We start from the raw sequence: 22,631 nt of genomic DNA on the forward strand, positions 1-22,631 counted from the left end.
TAGCGAACAGTCCGCCGTTCGAAATGGCGTACTGCTTCGCGAGTACGCCCTACGCGCTCCTACATTCTCAGGGCGCCCGCTCAATCCAGCCGCTTATGCACGCGGGTCACCGCGATGCTGAACATCAGCACAGTAAACAGCCCCAGCGCCGCCACCTCGATCCACAGTTCGGCGAGCCCGGCGCCGCGCAGCATGATGCCGCGCGCCAGCCGCAGGTAATGGGTCAAGGGCAGCAGCTCGGCCAGTTGCTGGGCGAGCCTGGGCATGCCGGCGAAGGGGAACATGAAGCCGGACAGCAGGATCTGCGGCAGGAAGGTGAAGAACGCCATCTGCATGGCCTGAAACTGGGTCTTCGCCAGGGTCGAGAGAAATACCCCAAGCCCCAGGCTGGCGACTATGAACAGCAGCGTCGCCAGGTACAGCTCGCCCAGCGAGCCGCGCACCGGCACCGCGAACAGCGCCTTGCCGAGCAGCAGCACCAGGCTCATCTGCACCAGGCCGATGGCGATGAAGGGCAGCACCTTGCCGATGGTCAGCTCCCAGGGCGACAGCGGCGTGGCGATCAGCATCTCCAGGTTGCCGCGCTCGCGCTCACGCACCAGGGTGATGGCGGTGAACATCACCAGGGTCATGGTCAGGATCACCCCGATCAGCCCCGGCACCGTGTTCAGTGCCGCCACCCGCTCCGGATTGTAGAAATTCACCACCTCGACCCCCGCCGCCTGGCTCCAGTTCGGCAGCGGGTAATTCGCCAACTGGCGGGCCGCGGCCTGCACCGTCTGATCCGAGCCGTCCACCAGCAGCTGTAACGGCCGGCGCTCCTGCAGCAGCCCACTCTGCGACGGGCGGCCCTGGCGCTGCGCCGGCCCGCGCTCCAGGCGCGCCTCGAAATCCGCCGGCACCACCAGCGCCACGCTGATCCGCCCCTGGCGCAGCAGCTGGTCGATCTGCTGCGGGCTCGAGAGCCGGTAGCGCAGGTCGAGCACCCGGCTGGAGGCGAGCTCGGCGATCACCTCGCGCGAGCGCGCGCTGTTGGCCTGGTCCAGCACCGCCGCATCCAGCCCGCGCACGTCCATATTGATGGCGTAGCCGAACAGCACCAGCTGGATGATCGGGATGCCGGCGATCATGGCGAACGTCAGCCGATCGCGGCGCAGCTGGCGCAACTCCTTGCGCACTATGGCGAGGATCCGCCGCAGGTTCATCCGCCCTCCCGCCCGGGTGGCGCCGGGCGCTGGGTGACGGCGACGAAGACGTCCTCCAGATTCGGTTCGGTCTCCACCACCCGCGCCTGCAGGCCCTGTTCCTGCAGGCGCCGGGTGATAAGTTCGCGACCGTCGGCGACGGCGCAGAGCACCCGCAGGCTGGCGCCGATCTGCGCCTGGGCGAGCACGCCCGGCGTGCCCCTAAGGGCGAGTTGCGCCTGACGGGGCTGGCTGCACTCGACCAGGAAGGGCCGGCCGGGCAACTGCGCCATCAGCTCGCGCGGGCTGCCGTCGGCCACCAACCGGCCGCCGTCGAGTATGCCCAGGCGCGTGCAGCGCTCGGCCTCGTCCATGTAATGGGTGGAGACCAGCAGCGTGGTGCCGGCGTCGGCCAACTCGAACAGCGAATCCCAGAACTCCCGGCGCGACTGCGGATCGACCGCGCTGGTCGGCTCGTCGAGCAGCAACAGATCCGGCTGGTGCAGCACCGCGGCGGCCAGGGCCAGGCGCTGCCGCTGCCCACCACTGAGGGTGCCGGCCAACTGCCGGGTCAGCTCGCCGAGCCAATAGCGCTCCAGCAACTCCGCGATGCGCTGGCGGCTGGCGGCCTTCGACAGGCCGTGCACGCTGGCGAGAAATTGCAGGTTTTCGCCGACGCTGAGGTCGTCATACAGCGAGAACTTCTGCGTCATGTAGCCGATGCGCCGCTTCAACGCCTCGGCATCGCGGGGGATCTGGCAGCCGAGCACCTCGATCTCGCCCGCGCTGGGCCGCAGCAGGCCGCAGAGCATGCGGATGCTGGTGGACTTGCCGCTGCCATTCGGGCCGAGAAAACCGAACACTTCGGCCCGCTGGACCTTGAGGTCGAGGCGATCGACCGCGGTCAGCTCGCCGAAGCGTTTGCTCAGCCCGCGCGCCAGGATCACCGGCGCCGGCTCAGGGGCGTTCATCGACTATCCGCTCGGCGCTCAGCGGCAGGCCGGCCGGCAACTGCCGCGCCGCCTCGCCCTCCAGCAGCAACTCGGCGCGGTAGACCAGGCGGCTGGCGTCGTCACCGGTCAGGGCGAAGTACGGGGTGAAACTGGCTTCGCTGCTGATGCTGCGCACCCTGGCGGCGAAGGGCTCGGCGCTGCCCTCGACCCTCACCCGCAGCATATCGCCGATGTGCAAGGCGCTACGCTGGGAGGCCGGCACGAACACCCGCGCATAGGGCGCCTCGCCCACCAGCAGGCTGACCAGGGTGGCGCCTTGCGGCGGCCGGTCGCCGGGTTTGAACGGCAAGGCGTCGACCTGCCCGGCACGCGGTGCGCGCAGGCTCAGGTGCTGGCGGCCGACCTGCAGTTGCGCCAGATTCCCCTCTGCGGCCGCAAGCGCAGCAGCAGCCTGCTCGAGCTGTTCCACCCGGCTGCCGCTCCTCAGCTCGCGCAGTAGGGCCGCGACATTGGCCTGCTGCGCGCGCGCCTGGTCGCGGTTGGCGCGGGCCTTATCCAACTCGGCGATAGCCAGCAGACCGCGCTGGTAGAGCTTTTCGCTACGACCGAAGTCCTGTTCGGCGACGGTCAGGGAGGCACCCCGACCGAGCAGGAGCGCCGCGACCGCCTCGCGGGCCTCCGGCCTGGGGCCATTGCGCAGCTCGCGCAGCCGCGCCTGCGCCTGGGCGACCTCGCCCTGGGCCTGGGCGATGCGCGCGTCCTGGCGGCGCGGGTCGAGCTCCAGCAACAGCTGACCAGCCTGCACCCGCTCGCCCTCGGCGGTATGCCAGGCGAGGATGGTTTCCGAGGCTTCGGCCGGCAGGCTGACCCGGTCCCACTCCAGGGTGCCGAGCAGGGTCGGGCTGCCCTCGCGCTCGCAACCGGAAACGGCGATCAGCAGCAACCATAAAGGGAGGAGCCACCCACGCTCTGCACGCACGCTCAAACCTCGTTGAGTTCGTTATGAACAAGCGTAGGCCATGCGCCGCCAGCACCGGCAGCACCGGCAGCACCCATACTGAGCATAAAGCGGTAGAGGGCCGGCGCCGGGCAAGGCGGCCAGCCAAGCATAGGGGTGGAATAACGCCATGCTGCACACGCCTCAGGACCCGACCCGCGACTGGTGCCTGCTGCGCCTGGACGATAACGGCAATGAGTTTGTCGTCAGCCGCGACCACAGCCAGGCAGAGGCGCTAAGCCTGGCCCAGGCGTACCAGGCGCGCGGGCACAAGCAGCTGTACTGGGCTCAGCGATGCCCCGGTGCAAAGCCGTCTGACTAGCGCAGTAAGCCCTCCTCGAGCAGCAGCGTGGCAACTGTGGCACCCGCTGGGTTTCATGAGGTGCATCCATGCACCTCTCCCTGCGGGCAGCTAAAGCTGTGCAAAACGGCTTCCCTGCCGTTTTGTCGCTTCGCTCTACACCAGCCTACGGGTACCGATCTAGGTAAACGAATTAACCCCACGGCTCACTAGCGCAGCACGCCCTCTTCGACCAGCAGTTTGAAGATGGCTTCGGCGCCGTCTTGCGCGCTGAGGTCTTTCAGCACTTGCCCGCCACCGCCCGCGGCCTTGGCCGTGGCGGCTTTCATCCGCTCGGCACCGGTCTTCGCCTTGATCACCTTGAGGCGTTTGGGCCGTGGCCGGGCCGGCTGGAACTGCGCGGTGGCGAGCAAGGCATCGTCTATCACCTCGACCTCTTCGGCCTTCAGCACGCCGCGCCGGGCAGGGCCGAAGGCACTTTGCCGAGCGCTCGGCGCCGCGTTATCGACACTGGCGAGAAACGGCAGACGCACCCGCAAACGCCGCCGCTGGCCGCGCGGCAAGGCTTGCAGCACCTGGGCGACGCCGTTCTCGACCCGCTCCACTTCCGCCAGCCCAACCACCAGCGGCCAGCCGAGCTGTTCCGCCAGCAGGAACGGCAGCATCCCCGAGCCTTCGCCGGTTTCCGCCTGGCTACCCGTGAGTACCAGCTGGGCCCCGGACTCGCGCAGGTAGCTCGCCAGCACCGGCAAGGCGTCGGCGCCGCGCGGTTGCTCGAGCACGCTGAGTTCCGCCAGGCCCATGCCCAGATACGCGCGCAGCGCCTCTTCCTGAGTATCGCCGGCGTGCAGCACCTGCAGTCGCTCGCCGGCCAGACGCAGGCCCAGTTCGACCGCGCGGGCATCCTGTTCGGCGCGGCGAGCGCGACCCGAGGTGGGATGCGCGCCGACGGACACCAGGGCGATGATATTCAAGCTGTTATGCGGCATCGCGTTTGTCTCCCGCACGGTAGTCGGCCACCCGCTGGATCAGCGCGCTGAGGATCGCGGCGGAATCGCCGATCACCGCCAGATCGGCGCGTTTGATCATGTCGCAGCCGGGGTCGAGGTTGATCGCCACGACTTTGTCGCAGCCACCTATGCCTTGCAGGTGCTGGATCGCGCCGGAAATCCCGACCGCCAGATAGACCCGCGCAGTGACCCAGGTGCCGGTCGCGCCGACCTGGCGATTGCGCACCATGTGGCCATCGTCCACCGCCACCCGTGAGGCACCCTCGGTGGCGCCGAGAGCCTCGGCGGCGCGGTGGAACAGCGCCCAATCCTTCACGCCGTTACCGCCGGAGAGGATGAATTCGGCCTCGGCCATCGGCGTCGCCGCCGGGTCGACCGCCACCGCGCCAAGATCCTCGATGCGCGGCAGGCTGCGCGCGACGGGCTGCGCCAACGCGACCGACAGCACCTCATGGCGCGTATCGCTGACCGGCTCGGCACATTCGCTGGCCGCCAGGATCAGCCGCGTCAACGGCCGCAGCAGGTCTTCGCGGCCGGCACCGGCACGGCCGATGCACTGTTCATCGGTGACCTGCCAGACCCGCGTCGCCGGGCGTTCGCCCAGGAGCGCGGCGAGGCGCCGACCGAGTTCGGCGCCGCCAGTGCGGCTGTCCGGCAGCAACCAGTGGCGCGGCTGGAACTGCCGCTCCACGGCGCCGAGCGCCTGGACCTGCTGCTCCGGTGCATAACCGGCATATTCCGCGCCCTCGAGCTGCAGCAGGCGGTCGACACCGGCGACATCGAAGCGGGTTTCCTTGTGTTCGCCGAACACCACCGCCAACACCGAGCCGTCGTTGCCCGCCAACTTGCGGGCCAGGCCTAGCAGGTCGCGGTCGTGGCTGGTCAGCCGGCCACCGACCATGTCCGGCACCACCACTATGTGGAAGCGCGGTTGGGCGATGACGTGCAGCGGCAGCTGAACCACGGCGGCCTGGGTCGCGCGCTTGCTCGCGCCACCCTGCTGGGCGCCGCTGCGGTCGATCCGTTTGATCCCGTGGGGGCCGATGAAACCGACCGCATGGGGGTTCTTGCGGATCAGCCCATTGGGGCCCATCCAGCTGGTTTCGCTGCGCTGCATGGCCGCATGCAGCGGGTGCAGGCGGTTACGCGCGATCCATTCGGCCCGCGGGTCACGGCGGATGATGTCGCTCATGCGGGCACCTCCAGGCATGCAGGGGCAATCCCCTCGCCCCTTAGGGGGAGAGGGCTAGGGAGAGGGGAGTTAAAACGTGTGGTTCTCATCAATTCACCCCCGCCGCTGCGCGTTTGGCCGGTGCGCTTGGCGCCCCGTCGATCAGTACATCGGCCACCAGCTCGGCGATGTCCTTGATCTGCGGCCGTGGCTCGACCACGCCTTCGAGCATCGCCGTGCATTGCGGGCAACCGACCGCTACCAGTTCGGCGCCGGTTTCCTTGATATCGACCATGCGCATATCGGGAATCCGCTGCTTGCCGGGGATGTCGGTGATAGGTGCGCCACCGCCACCGCCGCAGCAACGCGAGCGGAAGCCGGAACGCTCCATCTCCTTCACCTCGATCCCGAGGGCGCGCAGCACCTCGCGCGGCGCCTCGTATTCGCCGTTGTAGCGGCCGAGGTAGCAGGGGTCGTGATAGGTCACGCTGCCGCCTTTATGAGTGCCGAGGTTGAGCTGTTTGGCGGCGATCAGCTCGGCGATATAGGTGCTGTGGTGCAGCACTTCATAGTTGCCACCCAGCGCCCCATATTCGTTTTTCAACACATGGAAGCTATGCGGATCGCAGCTGACGATGCGTTTGAAACGGTACTTGGCCATTGTCTCGATATTGCGTTTGGCCAGTTGCTGGAAGGTCGCCTCGTCGCCCAGACGACGGGCCACGTCGCCGCTGTCGCGCTCTTCCAGGCCGAGCACGGCGAAGTCGACGTTGGCGGCCTTGAGCACTTTGACGAAGGCGCGCAGGGTTCTTTGATTGCGCATATCGAAGGCGCCATCGCCGACCCAGAACAGCACGTCGGCGCTCTGCTTCTCGCTCAGCAGCTCGAGGTTCAGGTCCGCCGCCCAGTTCATCCGCCCGCCAGGGGCGAAGCCGCCGGGGTTGTCGGTGGCGATCAGGTTGTCCAGCACCTCGGCGCCCTTGTTCGGCGTCGCGCCTTTTTCCAGGGTCAGATGGCGGCGCATGTCGACTATGGCATCGACGTGCTCGATCATCATCGGGCATTCCTCGACGCAGGCACGGCAGGTGGTGCAGGACCAGAGGGTCTCGGCGTCCACCAGCGCCTTGCCTTGCAGGGACACGATCGGCAGGTGCGGGCCGCCGCTGTGCTCGCCGAGGGGGATGCCCCTGCCGTCTAATGATGGATACGGGCTGCCGGCGAACTTGGCATCGCTGCCGCCGGCCAGACCGACGACCATGTCCTGGATCAGCTTCTTCGGGTTCAGCGGCTGGCCGGCGGCGAAGGCCGGGCAGGCGGCTTCGCACTTGCCACATTGCACGCAGGCGTCGAAACCGAGCAGTTGGTTCCAGGTGAAGTCCTTGGGTTTCTCCACGCCCAAGGGCGCGGTCGGATCGCTCAGGTCCAGCGCTTTCAGGCCGGTCGAGCGGCCGCCACCGAAGCGCTCGGCGCGGCGGTGCCAGGCCAAGTGCAGGGCACCGGCGAAGGCGTGCTTCATCGGCCCGCCCCAGGTCATGCCGAGGAACATTTCCGACACGCCCCAGGCCACGCCAAGGGCCAGCACTGCGGCCAACAGCCAGCCACCGAAATCCGTCGGCAATATGCCGGCCACCGGCAGGGTGGCGATAAAGAAGCTCAGCGAGAACGCCATCAGGCTTTTCGGCAGCCGGTTCCACGGCCCTTTCGACAGCCGAGCCGGTGGGTTGCGCCGACGCTTGGCGACGAACAGCGCGCCGACGAACATCAAGCTGGTGGCCGCCAGCAGGGCGAAACCGAGGATGCGGTTATGCAGGCCAAAGCCATGCACGACGATCGCCAGCAGCGCCGCCAGCACGAAGCCGCCGGCCGTCGCCATGTGGGTCTTGGACATGTATTTGTCGCGCTCGACCACATGGTGCAGGTCGACCAGGTAGCGCCTGGGCATCGCCAGCAGGCCGCCGATCAGGTCGACCTTCGAGGCCCGGCCCTGATTCCACAGCAACATGCGCTTCACCGCGCCGATGACGGCCAGCGCCAGGGCGGTGAACAGCAGAATAGGGAGAATGGTGTTCAACATCGTTGGTCTCCTTCGCGGGACCGTGAAAGCAACGCAGGACAAGTCCCCTCTCCCTCCGGGAGAGGGGAGACAGGCTTAAAAATCCTTACACAGCCGTATGGCGTCATAAATCGCCGCATGGGTATTGCGCTGGGCCACACAGTCACCGATGCGGAACAGCAGGTAACCCTCGCCCGGCTCACTCAGACACGGCTGCGGCTGGATGGCGAACAGGGCCTCGACATCGATTTGGCCGTTGTTGCGCGAGCCGGCTTTGAGCGCGTAGTAGATTTCCTCGTCGGGGCGCACGCCGTTTTCGATCACCACCTGGTCGATCACCCGCTCTTCCTTGGCGCCGGTGTATTCGTTCTCGAGCACCGCGACCAGCTTGTCGCCCTCGCGGTAGACCTTATCCAGCATCATGTCGCCGGTCATGATCACTTCTTTCGGGTACATGCTGCGGTAGAAGGTCGGGAACGAGGTGCCGCCGACGGCCACGCCCGGTTTGATGTCGTCGGTGACGATCTCGACCTGGGCGCCTTTGTCGGCGAGGAAGTCCGCCACCGACACGCCGCCGAATTCGCAGATGGTGTCGTAGACCAGCACGTTCTTGCCCGGCGCGACCTTGCCGTCGAGCACGTCCCAGCTGCTCACCACCAGGCCATCGGCAGCGCCCCAGTGTTCGTTCTGCTCGAGGAACGGATGCCCGCCGTTGGCCAGCACCACCACATCCGGACGCAGGTCGAGGATGGTTGCCGGGTCTGCCGCGGTGCCCAGGCGCAGGTCGATCTTCAAACGCGCCAGCTCCAGCTGATACCAGCGGGTGATACCGGCGATCTGGTCACGCTGCGGCGCCTTCGACGCGGTGGTGATCTGCCCACCGAGGGCGTCCTTCTTCTCGAACAGGGTCACGGCGTGGCCACGCTCGGCCGCCACCCGTGCGGCTTCCATCCCGGCCGGGCCACCGCCGACCACCACCACCTTGCGCTTCACCCCGGTGGTTTTCTCGATGATGTGCGGCACGCCCATGTATTCACGGGAGGTCGCGGCGTTCTGGATGCACAGCACGTCGAGGCCCTGGTACTGGCGGTCGATGCAGTAGTTGGCACCGACGCACTGCTTGATCTGGTCGACCTGGCCCATCTTGATCTTGGCGATGAAGTGCGGATCGGCGATGTGCGCGCGGGTCATGCCGACCATGTCGACATAGCCGCCTTCGAGAATGCGTTGGGCCTGGTTCGGGTCCTTGATGTTCTGCGCGTGCAGCACCGGCACCTTGACCACTTCCTTGATCCCGGCGGCCAGATGCAGGAACGGCTCCGGCGGGTAGCTCATGTTCGGGATGACGTTGGCCAAGGTGTTATGGGTGTCGCAGCCGGAACCGACGACCCCAATAAAATCGAGCATGCCGGTGTCGTCGTAGTACTTGGCGATCTGCTTCATGTCCTCATGGCTGAGGCCGTCCGGGTGGAACTCGTCGCCGCACAGGCGCATGCCGACCACGAAGTCGTCGCCGACTTCTTTACGCACCGCCTTGAGCACTTCCAGGCCGAAGCGCATACGGTTCTCGAAGCTGCCGCCCCACTCGTCGGTACGCTTGTTGACCCGTGGGCTCCAGAACTGGTCGATCATGTGCTGGTGCACGGCGGACAGCTCGACGCCGTCCAGGCCACCGGCCTTGGCGCGCCGGGCCGCCTGGGCGAAATTGCCGATCACCCGCCAGATTTCTTCCGGCTCGATGGTCTTGCAGGTGGCGCGGTGCACCGGCTCGCGGATACCGGACGGCGACATCAGGGTCGGCCAGTTGAAGCCGTCCCAGCGCGAGCGACGGCCCATGTGGGTAATCTGGATCATGATCTTGGCGCCGTGCTTGTGCATGGCGTCGGCCAGATTCTGGAAGTGCGGGATGATCCGGTCGGTGGACAGGTTCACCGAGCTCCACCACTCCTGCGGGCTGTCGATGGCCACGACCGAGGAGCCGCCGCAAATGGCCAGACCGATACCGCCCTTGGCCTTCTCCTCGTAATACTTGATGTAGCGCTCGGTGGTCATGCCGCCATCGGTGGCATACACCTCGGCGTGCGCGGTACTGAGGACGCGGTTGCGGATGGTCAGTTTACCGATCTGGATCGGCTGGAACAGTGCTTCGAAAGCCATGACGGCACCTCAAATAAAAAGCGGCTCGACTTAAAGGGGTTTAACGACGAACAGGCCGTCGTCGTGGCCTTCTTCGGAACCGCCGTAGACCTGTTCGGCGACGGTACGCAGCGCACTGCCTTTAGCGGCGAGGATCTGATCCATGGCGCCGGCGAACCAGCCGGTGAACATGTAGTCGACCTTGCGCCCGACCTTGCCGTAGACGTAAACGAAGGCGGAGTGCTTGAGGCGTACCGAGGCGGTGCCCTGGTCGAGGTCGATGGCTTCGATCTCGAACAAGCCCCAGCCGCGTTGCGACAGCCGCTTCATGTAGTGTTCGAACACCGCCACGCCCTGCAGGCCGTGGCATTCGGCTTCCTTCTCGCACCAGTGCCAGGCGGACTTGTAGCCGGCCTTGTAGAGGATTTCCGCATAGGCCTCGGCGCCCAGCACTTCCTCGATGCCGATGTGGTTATTGACGAAGAAATGCCGCGGCACGTAGAGCATCGGCAGGGCGTCGGTAGTCCAGATGCCGGTTTCGCTGTCGACTTCGATGGGCAGTTGCGGGGCGGTTTTAGCCATGGTGAGAATCTCGGAATTCGGTTTGATATGTAGGGTGGGTTAGCCGCATAGCGGCGTAACCCACCATCGATGCCGCCAGGCATCGCCTTGGCCGGCCCGGTGGACCGGTTGGTGGGTTACGCCTTCGGCTAACCCACCCTACGTTCGAGTTGTGGTTACTCGCCCCAGACGTCGGCTAGTACCCGCACCCAGTTCTCGCCCATCACCTTGCGCACCACGCGCTCGGGCATGCCGCGCTTGAGCAGGGTCTCGGTAAGGTTAGGGAACTCGCCGACGGTGCGAATGCCCAGCGGGTTGACGATCTTGCCGAAGTTGGTCAGCCGACGGGCGTAGCCCTTGTCGTGCGTCAGCCACTCGAAGAAGTCCTGGCCGTGGCCCTGGGTGAAGTCGGTGCCGATGCCGATGGCGTCTTCGCCGACCAGGTTCATCACGTACTCGATGGCTTCAGCGTAGTCGTCGATGGTCGAGTCGATGCCTTTGGCGAGGAACGGCGCGAACATGGTCACGCCGACGAAGCCGCCGTTGTCGGCGATGAACTTCAGCTCCTCATCGGACTTGTTGCGCGGGTGTTCTTTCAGCCCGGACGGCAGGCAGTGCGAGTAGCAGACCGGTTTGTTGGATTCGAGGATGACCTCCTCGGAGGTCTTCGCGCCGACGTGGGACAGGTCGCACATGATGCCGACCCGGTTCATCTCGGCGACGATCTCGCGACCGAAGCCGGACAACCCGCCGTCACGCTCGTAGCAGCCGGTGCCAACCAGGTTCTGGGTGTTGTAGCACATCTGTACCACGCCGACGCCGAGCTGCTTGAACACCTCGACATAGCCCAGCTGGTCTTCGAAGGCATGGGCGTTCTGGAAGCCGAAGAGGATCCCGGTCTTGCCCTCGGCCTTGGCCTTGCGGATATCGGCGGTGGTGCGCACCAGGCTCACCAGGTCGCTGTTGTCGCGGATCAGCTTCTGGCTGGCGGCGATGTTGTTGACGGTGGCCTGGAAGCCCTCCCACACCGACACGGTGCAGTTGGCCGCGGTCAGGCCGCCTTTGCGCATGTCTTCGAAGAGTTCGCGGTTCCATTTGGCAATGATCAGCCCGTCTATAACGATGCTGTCGGCGTGCAGTTCGGCTGGGCTCATCGGGCGGTCCCCTCTGTCTAGATGCGCTAGGAGTTCGGTGCGCCGAATCTTCTGCCGGCGCTTTGGGGCCAGCATAGCCCTGGGGGATTCGCCGCTATCGCGCAAAAACGACAGGGGAATTGTCGAAAGCGTCAAACCGACGACCTTCGGCCTCCCCGGCAAGCCTGCCGGCTACGGAGCGGCGCCGATCTGCAGCCCGCTGGCTTGCCGGGAGCGCTCCGACAGGCCCTGACGATCCTGGCTCGGACAGCAGCCGAAACGTCCGCGATAGCTGCGGGAAAAGTACGACGGCGACTCGAAACCGCAGGCCAGGCCGACCTCCAGCACGCTCAGTTCGGTTTGCCGCAGCAGTTGCCGGGCCTTGTCCAGACGCAAGTTGAGGTAGAAGTTCGACGGCGTGTCTTGCAGATGCAGGCGAAACAGCCGTTCCAGCTGGCGGCGGGTCACCTGAATGTGCTCGGCCAGCTCCAGGGTGCTCAGCGGCGGCTCGCTGTGCCGCTCCATCTCACCTATCACCTGCACCAGCTTCTTGTTGCTAACCCCGTAGCGCGTGGCGATCTGCAGGCGCTGGTGGTCCTGGCGCGGGCGGATACGGCCGAGCACGAACTGTTCGGAGACCTGCACCGCCAGCTCGGCGCCGTGGGCCTGGGCGATCAGGTCGAGCATCAGGTCGATGGAGGCGGTGCCGCCGGCCGAGGTGATGCGCGTGCGGTCGATCTCGAACAGCTCCTGGGTCACCGTCAGATTAGGGTAGGACTCCTGGAAGGCGCCAATCGCCTCCCAGTGCAGCGTCAGCCGATGGCCGCCGAGCAGGCCGGCTTCGGCCAGCACGAAACTGCCGGTATCGATGCCGCCGAGGGTCACGCCCTCGCGGTCGAGGCGTTTGAGCCAGTGCTCCAGCGCCGGGGTATAGGCCTGCAGCGGCTCGAAACCGGCCACCACCAGCAGCGTGGCGCCACGCTTGAGCGGTTCCAGCGCGCCATCGGCGTTGATCGACATGCCGTTGCTGGCCAACACCGGGCCACCGTCCAGGCTCAGGACATGCCAGCGGTACAGCTCGCCGCGAAACCGATTGGCCACCCGCAAGGGCTCGACGGCCGAGACGAAGCCCATCACCGAAAAACCGGGCAGCAGGAGGAACCAGAAGTCTTGGGCCATGACAGGCGCGCTCGAAAGTTGGCCAGCGGATTCCCGGCTTACGCCAGTCGCCGGGCTTTAGCAATCATCAGGTCGCTACCGTGCAAGAGCTGGTCGCTCAGGTGCGTTTTCGGCCCCGTGACGCTGCGTAATTTGTTTACACACGGCGTCACCCGCACGCCGCTATCCAACAACAATGATTAGCCGTATGAGGGAGCACGCATGAAAAGCTATATCCGTCATCTCAGCTGCAGTTTGCTGATGCTCAGCAGTACCGCCCTGCTCGCCGCCGAACCGGCCGAGTGCCAGAAAGTCCGGATGGGCGTGGTCAACTGGACCGACGTGATCGCCACCAGCGCCGTGGCCGATGTCCTGCTGACTGGCCTGGGGTATGAAAACAAGCAGACCAGCGCCGCCCAGCAGATCATCTTCGCCGGCATTCGCGACGACCGTCTGGACATCTTCCTCGGCTACTGGAAGCCGGCGATGGACAAGAACATCGCGCCCTTCATCGCCGCCGGCCAGGTGAAGGTCCTCGATAAACCCAGCCTGTCCGACGCCCAGGCGACCCTGGCAGTCCCCCAATACGTCGCCGCCGGCGGCCTGAAAACCTTCGCCGACATCGCCAAGTTCAAGGACAAGCTGGGCGGCAAGATCTACGGCATCGAGCCCGGCACCGGGGCGAATGCCGCTATCAAAGGCATGATCGAAAAAAACCAGTTCGGCCTCGGCGGTTTCCAACTGGTGGAGTCCGGTGAAGCCGGCATGCTCGCCGCCGTGCAGCGGGCGGTGAAACGCAACGAATGGGTGGTGTTCGTCGGCTGGCAGCCGCACCCGATGAACATCAACATGAAGATCGCCTACCTGACCGGCAGCGAGGACGTCTACGGCCCCAACGAGGGCGCCGCCACCGTCTCGTTCGTGACCGCCCCGGATTACGCCCAACGCTGCCCGAACGTCCAGCGCCTGCTGGAAAACCTCAGCTTCAGCTCCGCCCAGGAAGGCCAGCTGATGGTGCCGATCATGGAACACCAAGAGCCGCAGGACGTCGCCCGGCAATGGCTGCGTGATCACCCCGAAGACCTGCAGCGCTGGCTGGCCGGGGTCAAGACCTTCGATGGTCGCGATGCCGCGGCCAACCTGCAACTCAGCAAGCAACCCTGATTCACCTCTGAACTGAACAGACCGCCCTCGCGCCGACATGGCCGGGGGCGGCTCCGAACGCCTGAAGGAAGTCCGAACATGAACCATGACGTCATCATCACCTGTGCGCTGACCGGTGCTGGCGATACCACCGGGAAGAGCCATCTAGTCCCGATCACGCCCAAACAAATCGCTGCCGCCGCCGTGGAAGCCGCCAAGGCCGGCGCCACCGTAGTGCACTGCCACGTGCGCGATCCCGAGACCGGCAAATTCAGCCGCGACGTAGCCCTGTACCGCGAAGTGATGGAGCGCATCCGCGAAACGGACGTCGACATCATCGTCAACCTCACCGCCGGCATGGGCGGCGACCTGGAAATCGGCCCCGGCGAACGCCCGATGGAATTCGGCCCGAATACCGACCTGGTTGGCCCATTGACCCGCCTGGCGCATGTCGAAGAACTGTTGCCGGAAATCTGCACCCTGGATTGCGGCACCCTGAACTTCGGCGATGGCGACAGCATTTATGTCTCCACCCCGGCGCAACTGCGGGTTGGCGCCAAACGCATCACCGAGCTGGGCGTGAAAGCCGAGCTGGAGATCTTCGACACCGGCCACCTGTGGTTCGCCAAACAGCTGATCAAGGAAGGCCTGCTCGACGACCCGCTGTTCCAGCTGTGCCTGGGCATTCCCTGGGGCGCACCGGCGGACACCACCACCATGAAAGCCATGGTCGACAACCTGCCCGCTGGCGCGACCTGGGCCGGCTTCGGCATCGGCCGCATGCAGATGCCGATGGCGGCGCAAGCCGTGCTGCTCGGCGGCAACGTGCGGGTCGGCCTGGAAGACAACCTCTGGCTCGACAAAGGTGTACTGGCGAGCAACGGCCAGTTGGTCGAACGGGTCGGCGAGATTCTCACCCGCCTGGGCGCCCGCATCCTCACCCCGGCCGAAGGCCGCGTGAAGATGGGCCTCAAGCGCCGCTGACTAGCTCTCCCCTCCCGAACCGTTTTGCTCCCCTCTCCCTCCGGGGCGAAGAGGCACGTTTTTAGAGCCGCTGGCTCGTGTGTCGATGAGCGCCTGAACGCTCTGCGTTCCGGCCGGGGCGCAGAGCGGGGGCCGGGGGTGAGGACCTGCTTTCCCTCTCCCCGACCCTCTCCCAGAGGGAGAGGGAGTATTCGAACTCTCGCTCAAAGGAGCCACCATGTCTTTTATCACCCAAATCAAAACCTTTGCCGCCCTCGGCAGCGGCGTCATCGGCAGCGGCTGGGTCGCCCGCGCCCTCGCTCACGGCCTCGACGTGGTCGCCTGGGACCCGGCGCCAGGGGCCGAAGCGGCCCTGCGCAACCGCATCGCCAACGCCTGGCCGGCGCTGGAGAAGCAGGGTTTGACGCCCGGCGCGGCCCAGAGCCGCCTGCGCTTCGTCGCCACCATCGAGGAATGCGTACGCGACGCCGACTTCATCCAGGAAAGCGCGCCGGAACGCCTCGAATTGAAATGCGAGCTGCACGCCAAGATCAGCGCCGCCGCCAAACCGGCTGCGCTGATCGGTTCCTCGACCTCGGGCCTGCTGCCGAGCGAGTTCTATGCCGACGCCACGCACCCCGAGCGTTGCGTGGTTGGCCACCCGTTCAACCCGGTGTACCTGCTGCCGCTGGTGGAAGTGGTCGGCGGCGTGAAGACCGCACCGGAAGCGGTACAGGCGGCGATCCAGGTGTACCAATCCCTCGGCATGCGCCCGCTGCATGTGCGCAAGGAAGTCCCCGGTTTTATCGCCGACCGCCTGCTCGAAGCGCTCTGGCGCGAGGCGCTGCACCTGGTCAACGACGGCGTCGCCACAACCGGCGAGATCGACGACGCGATCCGTTTCGGCGCCGGCCTGCGCTGGTCGTTTATGGGCACCTTCCTGACCTACACCCTGGCCGGCGGCGATGCCGGCATGCGGCACTTCATGGCCCAGTTCGGCCCGGCCTTGCAGCTACCCTGGACCTACCTGAAGGCTCCGGAGCTGACCGAAGCCCTGATCGACAGCGTGGTCGCAGGCACCAGCGTGCAACAGGGCGAACGCAGCATCGCCGAGCTGGAGCGCTATCGTGATGATTGCCTGTTGGCGGTACTCGATGCGCTGAAAACCACCAAGGCCAAACACGGATTCGCCTTTGCCGAGTGACCTCGACACATCCAGCCCGCTCCGCTCCAGCCCCCTCTCCCATTCATGGGAGAGGGTTGGGGAGAGGGCGCTGCCCGGAAGCCATGCCATGACCGCCACCGCACCCCTGACCACCTACCAGACCGCCATCCTCCCCGACTGGGTCGACTACAACGGCCACCTGCGCGATGCCTTCTACCTGTTGATCTTCAGCTATGCCACCGATGCCCTGATGGATCGCATCGGCCTCGACAGCAGCGGCCGCGAGGCCAGCGGCAATTCCTTGTTCACCCTGGAATGCCACCTCAACTACCTGCATGAGGTGAAAGAAGGCGCCAAGGTGGAAGTCCGCACCCAGCTGCTCGGCCACGACCGCAAGCGCCTGCACCTCTATCACAGCCTGCACCTGGTGGGCGCCGAGGAGGCGCTGGCGGCCAGCGAGCAGATGCTGCTGCACGTCGAACTGGCGGGCCCGCGCTCGGCGCCCTTCGCCGGCGCGGTGCTGGCCAAGGTCGAAAGCCTCGCCGCCGCCCATGCCGCCCTGGCGCGCCCCGCCTATGTCGGGCGCGTGATCGGCCTGCCGGGTTGAAGATGCCCGCGCCCTACCCCTTGTCGCCGCCGCTCGCCGACTTTGTCGCCGCGAGCCTCAGCTTCGGCGCTACCGAGCCCAACCTGAACGGTCTACGCGCAGCCTACTCGCGCATGAGTCGGGCCTTTACCCCGGCGCGCCCGGCGGGCTTGCAGGTGACCGATAGCGACCTCGGCGAGGTGCCCATACGCTGCTACCGGCCGAGCGGCGCCCGGCCGGCAAACGGCTGGCCCTGCCTGCTCTACCTGCATGGCGGCGGCTGGGCGGTGGGCGACCTCGACTCCCACGACTTCATCACCGCCGACCTGGCTGCGCAGCTGAATGCCGTGGTCATCGCCGTCGACTATCGGCTCGCCCCCGAACACCCGTTTCCCGCCGCATTCGACGATTGCCTGGCGGTTTGGCGCGGCCTCCAGGCCGAGCACCGGCGCCTGGGCATCGACCCGACACGCCTGGCGGTCGCCGGCGATAGCGCCGGCGGCCATCTCGCGGCCGGCCTCTGCCTGACCCTGCGCGACGCCGGCGAACCGCTGCCCTGCGGCCAGGCCTTGATCTATCCGAGCCTGGGCGGCCGCGCCGACCTGCCCTCGCGCAGCCAATGCGCCGACGCGCCGCTGCTCAGCAGCGCCGACCTGGACTGCTACCTGGCGCTCTACCTGAGCGACCCGCGCCAACTGCGCAACCCCTACGCCATGCCACTGGCGGCGACGGATTTCACCCGGCTGCCGGCGGCCTTTATTGCCGTGGCGGAGTTCGACCCGCTGCGCGACGACGGCCACTGTTACCGCGATGCGCTGCTCGAGGCCGGCGTGCCGGTGGCTTTTCACCCGGGCCTGGGCCTGGTCCACGGCTGCCTGCGCGCCCGTGGCCTGGCGGCCGAAGTCGACCTGCTGTACGCACAGCTACTGGCGGCCCTGAGCCGTTTCCTCGGTAGAGGCGCGAGCTGAAACAGTCGTCCCCATACACCCTGCAAGGAGATAGCAATGAACGTCGTGGATATGCCCCCCGAAGCGCCGGCCATCGCCGACTGGCGCAGCTATCCGGTCAGCGCCGGCCTCGCCACCCTGCGGCCCGCGGCCGAGCGCCTGGACGTGGTCTGGAGCGACGGCCGCGTCAGCCCCTTTCACCACCAATGGCTGCGCGACAACTGCCCCTGCTCCCGCTGCGTCTACAGCGTGACCCGCGAGCAGGTGCTGGAGATAGTCGACGTGCCGGAGGAGCTGCGCCCCCAGCGCACGCGCATCGACGACCAGGGCCATCTGCTGATCGACTGGCAGGACGGCCACCACAGCCGCTTCCATCCCGGCTGGCTGCGCGCCCACGCCTACGACGAGGACTCGCGCGCCGAGCGCCGCGCGCAACGCCCGCAGAGCCAACTGTGGAGCGCCGAGCTGAATGAACAGCTGCCGCTGTTCGACTATCAGGCCGTGATGGAGGACGAGCGCGCGCTCTTGGACTGGCTGCTGGCCGTGCGCGATAGCGGCCTGACCCAGGTCCGCGGCGTGCCGACCGCACCGGGTTCGCTGCAAGCCATTGCCCAGCGAATTTCCTTTATCCGCGAAAGCAACTTCGGCGTGCTGTTCAACGTGCAGTCCAAGGCCGATGCTGACAGCAACGCCTACACCGCCTTCAACCTGCCACTGCACAGCGACCTGCCGACCCGCGAGCTGCAACCTGGGCTGCAATTTTTGCACTGCCTGGTGAATGACGCGGTGGGTGGCGAGAGCATCTTCGTCGACGGTTTCGCCATCGCCGAGGCGCTGCGCCAGGAGGCGCCGGAGGACTTCCACACGCTGTGCGAGGTGCCGGTGGAGTTCCGCAACAAGGACCGCCACAGCGACTACCGCTGCCGGGCGCCGATCATCGCCCTGGATGCCTATGGCGCAGTCAGCGAGATCCGCATCGCCAACTTCCTGCGCGGGCCCTTCGACGTCGCGGCGCCACAGATGCCCCTGCTCTACCGCGCTTACCGGCACTTCCAGGCACTGACCCGCGATCCGCGCTTTCGCCTGACCCGCCGGCTGGATGCCGGGCAACTCTGGTGCTTCGACAACCGCCGCACCCTGCACGCGCGCAACGCCTTCGACCCGGCCAGTGGCGCCCGCCACTTCCAGGGCTGCTATGTGGATCGCGATGAGTTGCTGTCGCGGATTCATGTGCTGCAACGCTAGCGCGTAGGGCGTACTCGCGAAAGCAGTACGCCATTTCGAACGGCGGACTGTTCGCTACGCTCCTGAGTCCGCCCTACACTCCCGGGCGCTGCAAGCGGCCTGCTACAAGGCACGCCAGCCCGAATCCCAGGCAAAAAAAAGCCCCCCAGTAAGCCGACACAAACTGGGGGGCGAAATGTGGTTCTTATGTAGGAGGAACCACTGTCTGTTAAGCCGTCCAGGCGGGTGACCAAACCTACCCTGACCGCACGCTGTGCGCGGGGAAGTGGACGTTCTTGGAGCCAATTGTGCGGGCTGGCCGCACGGATGAATTAGTTGAAAGCGACCTGTTCGTGTGCGTCCAAGCCACTCCCCGACCAACACCCTTGTAGCGGCCTCGCCACATCACCAGAATCGATGCGACCACGACCCCGGATGAGGACCACCGCGATGATGCATGCAGACTTGATCGACCAGGATGACCTGCGTGAACGGCTGTTGGCTTTGGGTTTCGAAGTGCCGTCCGGCGCCAGTGCCGCGCAGGCTTGCGAGCGGGCCTTGATGGGCCTTAACGAAGCACGTGCGGCGGCCTTGCGCGGCCTGGTCGAACAGATGCTGGCCAGTGGCGCGGTGATGTTGCCAGCGGTGCGCGAGGCGATCGCCCGGCAGTTGCTACCGGCGCTGGCAGAGTACAGACAGAACCACGGCTGACGCATAAACGGACCGTGGCGTTGCGCGGACTGTAGGAGCGGATTTATCCGCGATTGGCACTCACGGTCAACACCCGTCGCGGCAAAGCGGCATAGGATCCTTTCTGCGAGATCTATACCGCTCTCGGGCTCGGCTTCGCGGATAAATCCGCTCCTACAAAAGCCCGGTGTCCGCCCCGACTCCGCAGGCCGAACACTCCCTCATGGGCGTTTCGTGGATAAAACCTACAGCCTGACGCTGGCGAAAGTCGACTCGCTACGCGCCTGACTCAAGGCCGTCATGGCACCGGACAGCGGCGCCAGCACCAACGCCTGCGGGATAGGCAGCAACGCCACCTGCTGCGCGGTATTCGAGCCCATGCGCTCGTCCCGCGGCGGAATGCCGAAGTACTCGCGGTAGCACTTGGAGAAGTGCGGCGTGGAGACGAAACCGCAGACCGACGCCACTTCGATGATCGACATCGGCGTCTGCTTGAGCAGTTGCCGGGCACGCACCAGGCGCAGCTTCAGGTAATAGCGCGAGGGCGAGCAATGCAGGTACTTCTGGAACAGCCGCTCCAGCTGACGGCGCGAAACGTTGACGTAAACCGCCAGTTCGTCGAGGTCGATCGGCTCTTCCAGGTTGGCTTCCATCAGCACGACGATTTCCTGCAGCTTCGGCTGGTTGGTGCCGAGCATGTGCTTGAGCGGCACACGCTGGTGGTCCTGCTCGTTGCGGATGCGCTCGTAGACGAACATTTCCGAGATCGCCGCCGACAGTTCGCGGCCATGCTCGCGGGAGATCAGGTGCAGCATCATGTCCAGCGGCGCGGTGCCACCGGAGCTGGTGAAGCGGTTACGGTCGAGGGTGAACAAACGGGTGCTCATGACCACCCGCGGGAAGGCTTCCTGCATCGCGGCGAGGCATTCCCAGTGCACGCTGCAATCGAAGCCATCGAGCAGGCCGGCGCAGGCCAAGGCCCAACTGCCGGTGCAGACCGCGCCGAGCTTGCGCGCCTGGCGCGCCTGGGTTTGCAACCAGGCCACGTGTTCCCGGGTAACACTGCGCTGAATGCCGATGCCGCCGCAGACGATCACCATGTCCAGGGGCGGCGCCTTGCTCACCGCGCAATCCGGGGTGATCTGCAGGCCATCGCTGGCCCAGACTTGGCCGCCGTCGAGGGTCAGGGTGGTCCAGCGATACAGCTCACGGCCAGACAGCTGGTTGGCCATGCGCAGGGGTTCAACGGCCGAAGCCAATGAAATCAGAGTGAAATTATCCAGCAGCAGAAAGCCGATGGACTGTGGAGCACGGTTCTGGGGTTGCGCCCCTTGGTTGAACGGCGACATCACGGTATCTCCTCACGCAACGCAGGTATGGCCTCAGGCGAGGCTCTTGTTTTATTGCCATGGGCGGTGCGAACGACACCCTGGCTATGAGCTAACACAACGCAAATGCCGTGCCTAAATTGAACACGCATTCAATAAAACCTAAAAACGACGCCGCAAAGCCTCTAGTTGGCGGCCAGCCAGCCGCCGAGGCGACCGCCGGGCGTGCTGTCGGAATACCCGCCAGCGTTGGGGCTTGAGCACTTTGGTAGCACTTTGGAGTGACGGCGAGCCGCGGCCTGGACTGAGTGTCACCCCAGGCGCAATCGAGCAGCGTTCTGCGTGTCGTTCAGTACGACCGAGGGAGTGGAGCGGCGCGCCACAAGATGGCGCGGTGCGGCGAGCGTGAGCGAAAAGCGTGCAAGTTTTATGCGTAAGCCACCTCAGCACTCGATGGCGCTGACGGCCAGGCCACCGCGCGAGGTTTCCTTGTACTTGTCGTGCATGTCGGCGCCGGTATCGCGCATGGTGCGGATCACCCGGTCCAGCGAGATGAAGTGTTCGCCGTCGCCGCGCAGGGCCATCTGCGCCGCGTTGATGGCCTTCACCGCGGCAATCGCGTTGCGCTCGATGCACGGCACCTGCACCAGCCCGCCGACCGGGTCGCAGGTCAGCCCGAGGTTATGTTCCAGGCCGATTTCGGCGGCGTTCTCCAGTTGCCCTGGGGTCGCCCCGAGGATTTCCGCCAGGCCGGCGGCGGCCATGGCGCAGGCCGAACCGACCTCGCCCTGGCAGCCGACTTCGGCCCCGGAGATCGAGGCGTTCTTCTTGCAGAGAATCCCCACCGCCGCGGCGGCGAGGAAGTAATCGACCACGTCCGCCTCGGTCACGGCCGGGCTGAAGCGCACGTAATAATGCAGCACCGCCGGGATGATCCCCGCCGCGCCGTTGGTTGGGGCGGTCACCATCCGCCCGCCGGCGGCGTTTTCTTCGTTCACCGCCAGGGCGAACAGGTTGACCCACTCCATGCCGCTGAGGGTCGTGCCGATCACGTTGGGTTTGCCCAGCTCCTGCAGGCTGCGGTGCAGTTTGGCGGCGCGGCGTTTGACGTTCAGTCCGCCCGGCAGGATGCCTTCATGCTTGAGGCCCTGGTCGACGCAGTCGCGCATGGCCTGCCACAGGCGCATCAGGCCTTTGCGGATTTCCGCTTCGCTGCGCCAGGCCTTTTCGTTGGCCATCATCAGTTCGGACACCCGCAGGCCATGCTCTTGGCACAGGCTCAGCAGCTCGGCGGCGCTGGAGAAGTCGTACGGCAGTTCGGTCTGGTCCTGATCCAGCACGCCGCTGGCGGCCTGTGCGGCATCCACCACGAAGCCACCGCCGACCGAGTAGTAGGTGTCGCGGTGCAGTTCGCCGGCCGCGCCTTCGACTATCAGGGTCATGGCGTTCGGGTGGTAGGGCAGGTTTTCGTCGAGCAGCAGCAGGTCGCGCGTCCAGTCGAACGGCACCGCGAGGTGGCCATCGAGCAGCAAGCACTGGCTCGCGCGCAGGTCGGCGATGCGTGGGGCGATCTGCGCCGGGTCGATGGCATCCGGCCAGTCGCCCATCAGGCCCATGATCACCGCGTTATCGCTGCCATGCCCGACCCCGGTGGCGGACAGCGAGCCGTACAGGCGCACCTCGACGCGGCGCACCTGTTCCAGCAGGCCGCGCTCGCGCAGCCCCTGCACGAACAGCGCGGCGGCGCGCATCGGCCCGACCGTGTGTGAGCTGGAGGGGCCGATACCAATCTTGAACAGGTCGAATACGCTGATGGCCATGGCTATCTCCTAAACCGAGCGACGCGGGCGCACACCAGATTGGCCAGCCCATTGATGCATGGATCATCCGGCTTTTCCCCGCTGCCCCGGGATCCCACACCGACCCAG

The 22,631-nt window shown here is 66.1% G+C and carries 20 protein-coding genes; 8 read left to right on the top strand and 12 right to left on the bottom strand.

What is annotated here, in order from left to right:
* Nucleotides 1-80 precede the first annotated feature (80 nt).
* From FFS12_RS05205 to FFS12_RS05215, 3 genes are read right to left on the bottom strand one after another with little or no spacing between them, the layout of a single operon-like run.
* Nucleotides 81-1,205: an ABC transporter permease gene (locus tag FFS12_RS05205; protein ID WP_137885860.1), complete on the bottom strand. Its 1,125-nt coding sequence runs from the start codon at nt 1,203-1,205 to the stop codon at nt 81-83.
* Nucleotides 1,202-2,155, bottom strand: a complete 954-nt coding sequence (locus FFS12_RS05210; protein ID WP_218568961.1) for an ABC transporter ATP-binding protein — start codon at nt 2,153-2,155, stop codon at nt 1,202-1,204. The genes FFS12_RS05205 and FFS12_RS05210 overlap by 4 nt, the downstream gene beginning before the upstream one ends.
* Nucleotides 2,142-3,116 carry an HlyD family secretion protein gene (locus FFS12_RS05215; RefSeq protein ID WP_137885861.1) on the bottom strand — a complete coding sequence of 325 codons (975 nt, stop codon included), beginning with the start codon at nt 3,114-3,116 and terminating at the stop codon, nt 2,142-2,144. Before FFS12_RS05215 ends, FFS12_RS05210 begins: the two co-directional genes overlap by 14 nt.
* A 148-nt stretch (nt 3,117-3,264) precedes the next feature.
* Between FFS12_RS05215 and FFS12_RS05220 the strand changes: the two genes are divergently transcribed.
* Nucleotides 3,265-3,456 carry a hypothetical protein gene (locus tag FFS12_RS05220; RefSeq protein ID WP_137885862.1) on the top strand — a complete coding sequence of 64 codons (192 nt, stop codon included), beginning with the start codon at nt 3,265-3,267 and terminating at the stop codon, nt 3,454-3,456.
* A 188-nt stretch (nt 3,457-3,644) separates the two neighbouring features.
* Here FFS12_RS05220 and FFS12_RS05225 read toward each other — a convergent pair whose 3' ends face one another.
* From FFS12_RS05225 to FFS12_RS05260, 7 genes are all read right to left on the bottom strand, one after another.
* Nucleotides 3,645-4,424: an electron transfer flavoprotein subunit beta gene (locus FFS12_RS05225; RefSeq protein ID WP_137885863.1), complete on the bottom strand. Its 780-nt coding sequence runs from the start codon at nt 4,422-4,424 to the stop codon at nt 3,645-3,647.
* A complete protein-coding gene (locus tag FFS12_RS05230; protein ID WP_137885864.1) occupies nt 4,414-5,637 on the bottom strand; it encodes an electron transfer flavoprotein subunit alpha/FixB family protein in 1,224 nt (407 codons plus the stop codon). Before FFS12_RS05230 ends, FFS12_RS05225 begins: the two co-directional genes overlap by 11 nt.
* 88 nt (nt 5,638-5,725) lie before the next feature.
* Entirely contained in the window at nt 5,726-7,690 is a 1,965-nt protein-coding gene (gene dgcB / locus FFS12_RS05235) for a dimethylglycine demethylation protein DgcB (RefSeq protein WP_137885865.1), read from the bottom strand.
* A gap of 75 nt (nt 7,691-7,765) precedes the next feature.
* A complete protein-coding gene (gene dgcA, locus FFS12_RS05240) occupies nt 7,766-9,826 on the bottom strand; it encodes a dimethylglycine demethylation protein DgcA (protein WP_137885866.1) in 2,061 nt (686 codons plus the stop codon).
* A 30-nt stretch (nt 9,827-9,856) separates the two neighbouring features.
* Nucleotides 9,857-10,387, bottom strand: coding sequence for a DUF5943 domain-containing protein (locus FFS12_RS05245; protein WP_137819383.1), 531 nt, complete (start codon nt 10,385-10,387; stop codon nt 9,857-9,859).
* A 155-nt stretch (nt 10,388-10,542) separates the two neighbouring features.
* Entirely contained in the window at nt 10,543-11,520 is a 978-nt protein-coding gene (locus FFS12_RS05250; protein ID WP_137885867.1) for a dipeptidase, read from the bottom strand.
* Nucleotides 11,521-11,691: 171 nt separating this feature from the next.
* Nucleotides 11,692-12,678 carry a GlxA family transcriptional regulator gene (locus FFS12_RS05260; RefSeq protein ID WP_137885868.1) on the bottom strand — a complete coding sequence of 329 codons (987 nt, stop codon included), beginning with the start codon at nt 12,676-12,678 and terminating at the stop codon, nt 11,692-11,694.
* 201 nt (nt 12,679-12,879) lie between these two features.
* Between FFS12_RS05260 and FFS12_RS05265 the strand changes: the two genes are divergently transcribed.
* The 7 genes from FFS12_RS05265 to FFS12_RS05295 all read left to right on the top strand — a co-directional run bounded on the left by FFS12_RS05265 (nt 12,880) and on the right by FFS12_RS05295 (nt 19,396).
* Entirely contained in the window at nt 12,880-13,821 is a 942-nt protein-coding gene (locus tag FFS12_RS05265) for a choline ABC transporter substrate-binding protein (protein ID WP_137885869.1), read from the top strand.
* A 78-nt stretch (nt 13,822-13,899) separates the two neighbouring features.
* A complete protein-coding gene (locus tag FFS12_RS05270) occupies nt 13,900-14,784 on the top strand; it encodes a 3-keto-5-aminohexanoate cleavage protein (protein ID WP_137885870.1) in 885 nt (294 codons plus the stop codon).
* A gap of 217 nt (nt 14,785-15,001) precedes the next feature.
* Nucleotides 15,002-15,967, top strand: a complete 966-nt coding sequence (locus FFS12_RS05275) for an L-carnitine dehydrogenase (protein WP_137885871.1) — start codon at nt 15,002-15,004, stop codon at nt 15,965-15,967.
* 88 nt (nt 15,968-16,055) lie between these two features.
* A complete protein-coding gene (locus tag FFS12_RS05280) occupies nt 16,056-16,535 on the top strand; it encodes a thioesterase family protein (protein WP_137885872.1) in 480 nt (159 codons plus the stop codon).
* A 2-nt stretch (nt 16,536-16,537) separates the two neighbouring features.
* Entirely contained in the window at nt 16,538-17,482 is a 945-nt protein-coding gene (locus tag FFS12_RS05285) for an alpha/beta hydrolase (protein ID WP_137885873.1), read from the top strand.
* 36 nt (nt 17,483-17,518) lie between these two features.
* On the top strand, nt 17,519-18,706 hold the full coding sequence (locus FFS12_RS05290) for a gamma-butyrobetaine dioxygenase (RefSeq protein WP_137885874.1): 1,188 nt from the start codon (nt 17,519-17,521) through the stop codon (nt 18,704-18,706).
* 429 nt (nt 18,707-19,135) lie between these two features.
* Nucleotides 19,136-19,396 (top strand): hypothetical protein, encoded by a 261-nt coding sequence (locus FFS12_RS05295; RefSeq protein ID WP_137885875.1) that lies wholly within the window; start codon nt 19,136-19,138, stop codon nt 19,394-19,396.
* Between the two features lie 224 nt (nt 19,397-19,620).
* Here FFS12_RS05295 and FFS12_RS05300 read toward each other — a convergent pair whose 3' ends face one another.
* Together FFS12_RS05300 and FFS12_RS05305 are read right to left on the bottom strand one after the other, a co-directional pair.
* Entirely contained in the window at nt 19,621-20,724 is a 1,104-nt protein-coding gene (locus FFS12_RS05300) for a GlxA family transcriptional regulator (RefSeq protein WP_137885876.1), read from the bottom strand.
* A 422-nt stretch (nt 20,725-21,146) separates the two neighbouring features.
* Nucleotides 21,147-22,523 carry an L-serine ammonia-lyase gene (locus FFS12_RS05305; protein WP_137885877.1) on the bottom strand — a complete coding sequence of 459 codons (1,377 nt, stop codon included), beginning with the start codon at nt 22,521-22,523 and terminating at the stop codon, nt 21,147-21,149.
* Between the last annotated feature and the right edge of the window lie 108 nt (nt 22,524-22,631).

This window comes from Pseudomonas sp. 2FE, from assembly GCF_005503735.1.
GTDB lineage: Bacteria > Pseudomonadota > Gammaproteobacteria > Pseudomonadales > Pseudomonadaceae > Aquipseudomonas.